Annotated in this window: 5 protein-coding genes; 3 read left to right on the top strand and 2 right to left on the bottom strand. The window is 36.2% G+C overall.

Annotated elements, in window-relative coordinates:
- Positions 1-355 precede the first annotated feature (355 nt).
- Positions 356-1,450: a redox-regulated ATPase YchF gene (gene ychF, locus OZD66_RS00430; RefSeq protein WP_182366879.1), complete on the bottom strand. Its 1,095-nt coding sequence runs from the start codon at positions 1,448-1,450 to the stop codon at positions 356-358.
- Between the two features lie 102 nt (positions 1,451-1,552).
- Between ychF and OZD66_RS00425 the strand changes: the two genes are divergently transcribed.
- The 3 genes from OZD66_RS00425 to OZD66_RS00415 all read left to right on the top strand — a co-directional run bounded on the left by OZD66_RS00425 (position 1,553) and on the right by OZD66_RS00415 (position 3,727).
- The gene (locus tag OZD66_RS00425) at positions 1,553-2,167 is read left to right on the top strand and encodes an OTU domain-containing protein (RefSeq protein ID WP_259348509.1); all 615 of its coding nucleotides are present in this window, start codon (positions 1,553-1,555) and stop codon (positions 2,165-2,167) included.
- 48 nt (positions 2,168-2,215) lie between these two features.
- Entirely contained in the window at positions 2,216-2,464 is a 249-nt protein-coding gene (locus tag OZD66_RS00420; RefSeq protein ID WP_259348510.1) for a hypothetical protein, read from the top strand.
- 87 nt (positions 2,465-2,551) lie between these two features.
- Positions 2,552-3,727 carry a CCA tRNA nucleotidyltransferase gene (locus OZD66_RS00415; RefSeq protein ID WP_182366881.1) on the top strand — a complete coding sequence of 392 codons (1,176 nt, stop codon included), beginning with the start codon at positions 2,552-2,554 and terminating at the stop codon, positions 3,725-3,727.
- Here OZD66_RS00415 and OZD66_RS00410 read toward each other — a convergent pair.
- Entirely contained in the window at positions 3,724-3,924 is a 201-nt protein-coding gene (locus tag OZD66_RS00410; protein WP_259348511.1) for a hypothetical protein, read from the bottom strand. The genes OZD66_RS00415 and OZD66_RS00410 overlap by 4 nt on opposite strands.
- Positions 3,925-3,996: the final 72 nt, after the last annotated feature.

Below are 3,996 nucleotides of genomic sequence, written 5' to 3'. Positions count from 1 at the left end.
AATCATAACTATATGCTGCTGGCATTCAACCTCCTTATCATCATCTATCCTTATCCTATCACATCCGGACTTTTATGGAAAGAGCTATACCTTCAAAAATGAATGTTCGTACAGCTATGGAATGAATCGCGGTATGACGTAGGACTGCTGTCATTCCAGTCTGGAATCTAGTCTTTACTGGGGAGAAGAAACTCTCTTTCTACAGTGTATCCGTTTAGGGGAGGTATCTGTTCAGATGCATGGCTAATGTACAAATATTGAAACAAAAATTCCAGTGCTCCCTTTCTTGTCATCCCAGTGCCCTGACTACTTGGATCCAGAAAACTTAACTTTAAATAAGTGGCTGCATAATAAACTACACATTAAACCTAAAGTGCATTATATCACCATCTTGCACGATGTAATCTCTGCCTTCAAAGCGAATTTTTCCTGCGTCTTTACAAGCCGGTTCACTTCCATACTTTATGTAGTCTGCAAAGCTTATTGTCTCTGCTTTTATAAAGCCTTTCTCAAAATCAGTGTGGATTACACCTGCTGCTTTATCGGCTGTTGACCCTATTTTTACTGGCCATGCCCGTGCTTCTTTGGGGCCCACAGTAAAGAAAGTTATCATACTCAGCACTTCATACATAATACGCGCTACTCCATCAAGGCCTGATTCTTGTAAGCCAAATTCTGATAAAAAACTCTGTTTTTCCTCTTCACTATCAAGATTTGCAATATCTGCTTCGAGTTTTGCTGAAATGCAATAAAATTTGCTTTTATTTTCCTCCGCCATTCTCTCTACCTTTTTAGATAATTCATTGCCAGTTATAACATTTGTATCTTCAACATTGCAAACGTACATAACGGGCTTTGTTGTCAGCAATTGAAGCGACTTCATCTCATCTTCATCGATATTCTCCAAACTTCTTGCAGGTTTACCTAATTTTAAAGTAGCTAATACCTCTTGCATTAATTCAAGTTGTCTCTTTAGCTCTTTATCACCTTGCTTTGCTTTCTTTTCCAATTGAGGAAGCCTTTTTTCTATGCTATCAATATCAGCTAGGATTAATTCCATTTCTACCACTTCAGCATCTGATATTGGATCTATTTTACTGTGTACATGGCTGATATCGTCATCCGTAAAGCACCTGAGCAGATGAACGATAGCATCAACTTCTCTGATATGGCTTAAAAATTTATTGCCGAGCCCTTCACCTTTGCTCGCACCCTTTACCAGACCTGCAATATCTACAACTTCTAATTGATTATAAATTATCTTCTCTGAGCCTGCAATTGCTGCGATTTGTTTCAAACGCTGATCTTTTATCGAAATCTTGCCTATATTTGGCTCAATTGTGCAGAAAGGATAATTTGCAGCTTCGGCTGTACTTGACTCTGTAAGTGCATTAAATAAGGTTGATTTTCCTATGTTTGGTAACCCAACTATACCGCAGTTAAAGCTCATATTTGCTATGTAAAATTATAACTATTGCATAATTTAAAAATTTCTGCTATACCTAGTTAGTTGCAATCTTGTTGGTATATAGCTTAAATTAAGGTAAAAACTATGACTACAGCTAAGAAACGGAAACTACCAAGTGACTTTCATGATGTTGAGGTTGGAATAAAAAGGCCCAGGATCTCAGGGCAAGAAATAACTCTTTTAAATAGTAATCCTTACCCTGACAATTTCCATGTAGGACAAGCAATTGGTAATGGAAGCTGCTTTTTTGACTCGTTCAGACAAAGTCTAGAACAACAGAAAGGAGAGCAAGTTACTGTCGAAAAATTAAGAAATGATTGTAGGGAATTTGCACAAAAGAATCCACCAAAGTGGTTTACAAATGCAATTGTCAATAGTCATGATAACAATGGCCAGCACCGTAGTGAAACTGTAGATGATTATACAGCAAACATTATGCGTAACGATAGGTGGGGTGATCCTGACGTTGAAGGCAGAATACTTTGTCAGAAGTATGATGTAAAATTGCATGTTATAGAGAACCAGACTGTTGATAACCAAGATCTGTCTTTGCATCAATTAATAGACAATTCAGGTTCAAAAAATGCAGGTGAACACAATAAAGTTGATTATGATGATAGTAGTATTGTGCATGTAATAAACAAAGGCTATGCTCATTTTGAACCATTGCTTGATAGAAATAAAAGTTTAGCAAAATAAGAGCAAGAAGACTTTCTATTAGCAAAAAAACTTCAATTAGATGAAATTTTGGAGTATTGTAACCTTTCAAAGGATATCTCTAAGAGAGCAGAGGTTGAGAAGAGATTTGATGAGTTATTGACAGAAAATGCTGATGGAAAAATTTGTGATGTTGTAGAGCAGTGCGTTAGTGATATAAAGCAGCGCATAGAGCGCTCTGAGAAGCAAAACCCTTCAAGCTCACCAAGATGTAGTATGGAGGAATCAAGAACAGAAAAAACATTTCATCAACAACAAATATCACAATTGAAAGTGTAAAATAAATCTTCATAGCCCTGTATATTTTTATATAGGGCTTTTGCAAGCATTTCATATAATATGAACTTGCAGTACGTACTAACCTAAATGCAAGTTGACCATGAGACTAGTTTAATTATTGATGCCATAGAGGAATTTGGTGGTGAGGCTAGGCTTGTCGGCGGGTGTGTGAGAGACTCAATTTTGCAGCGTGATGTCCACGACATCGATTTAGCTACTAATTTGCTTTCCAATCAAACGATTAAAGCGCTAAAACTCCGTAATATAAAAACTATTCCAACTGGCTTAAAACATGGAACTATCACTGCGGTTCTAAATCAAAGATCTTTTGAGATCACAACACTAAGGCATGATGTGAAATGTGATGGTAGGCATGCAAAAGTAGAATTTACCAATAATTGGCAAGCGGATGCTTCAAGGCGCGACTTTACATTTAATGCTCTGTATGCAGATAAGCATGGCCATATATATGACTACTTTGGTGGTATAGAGGACTTAAAAGCGCGAAGGTTAAACTTTATAGGCAACGCTGAAGATAGAATTAAAGAAGACTATCTACGTATTTTAAGAGCATTTCGTTTTCATGCAAAAATATGTGTTGGAGGTTTGAGTGATGAAATACTAAGCGTATGCAAAAAGCATTCGCATATGATTCAAAACCTCTCTGGAGAGAGAATAAGAGATGAAATACTTAAATTGCTGGAGTGCAATGATCCTTTTCCAACACTTAAGAGCATGCAAGAATCTGATGTTTTGCAAAAGATTATCCCAAAAGAAGTAAAATGCGAAATTCTGTCTTCGCCACTTCTTTTGGGCACTGATGCACTAGTAAAATTAGTGTTACTCCTTAGGACTACTAAAAAAAATGACAGGCTAAGTCTTGGAGAATATGTAAGCAAATTTTTACGTCTTTCAAACAAGCAAAAGAAAAAGCTGCTATTTTTACTATCCAACGATATCAAAACAGAACTCTCAGAAAAAGAGCAAAAAAAATACATATCTTTATTTGGTAGGGAACTATATTGTAATTTAGTGAAAATTTGTGGCATTGAGTCTGGAGAAAATATTGACAAATACATTTCATTTGCTAATACATTCAATATTCCAAAATTTCCTTTATCTGGCGATGATTTAATAAGTATAGGTTACCAGCCAGGAAAAAATTTAGGTAGAAATTTGGAATTGCTAAGACAACACTGGGAAGATAGCTCCTACACTTTAACAAAAGAGGAGCTGGTGCTTTATGCTAAGAGCCTACTTTAGGCTACTCTCTGAGCATTCAATGAATGTATGCTTGCAATATTAGGGGAACTCATCGAGGAATTAGGTATATGTTCTTTTTTAGCTTTTTCTGTTAATTGATATTCGTTTACTCCTCCTTGAGTTTGATTACACATTCCCTGATCTGGAGATAAAAATTTATCTCTTATGCTTAATGCCAGTTGTATAGCTCTTTCCATAAAAGTCCGGATGTGATAGGATAAGGATAGATGATGATAAGGAGGTTGAATGCCAGCAGCATATAGTTATGA

Source organism: Wolbachia endosymbiont of Drosophila baimaii (assembly GCF_028982185.1).
Lineage (GTDB): Bacteria > Pseudomonadota > Alphaproteobacteria > Rickettsiales > Anaplasmataceae > Wolbachia > Wolbachia pipientis.
This window is presented reverse-complemented; position numbering and strand designations above follow the sequence as displayed.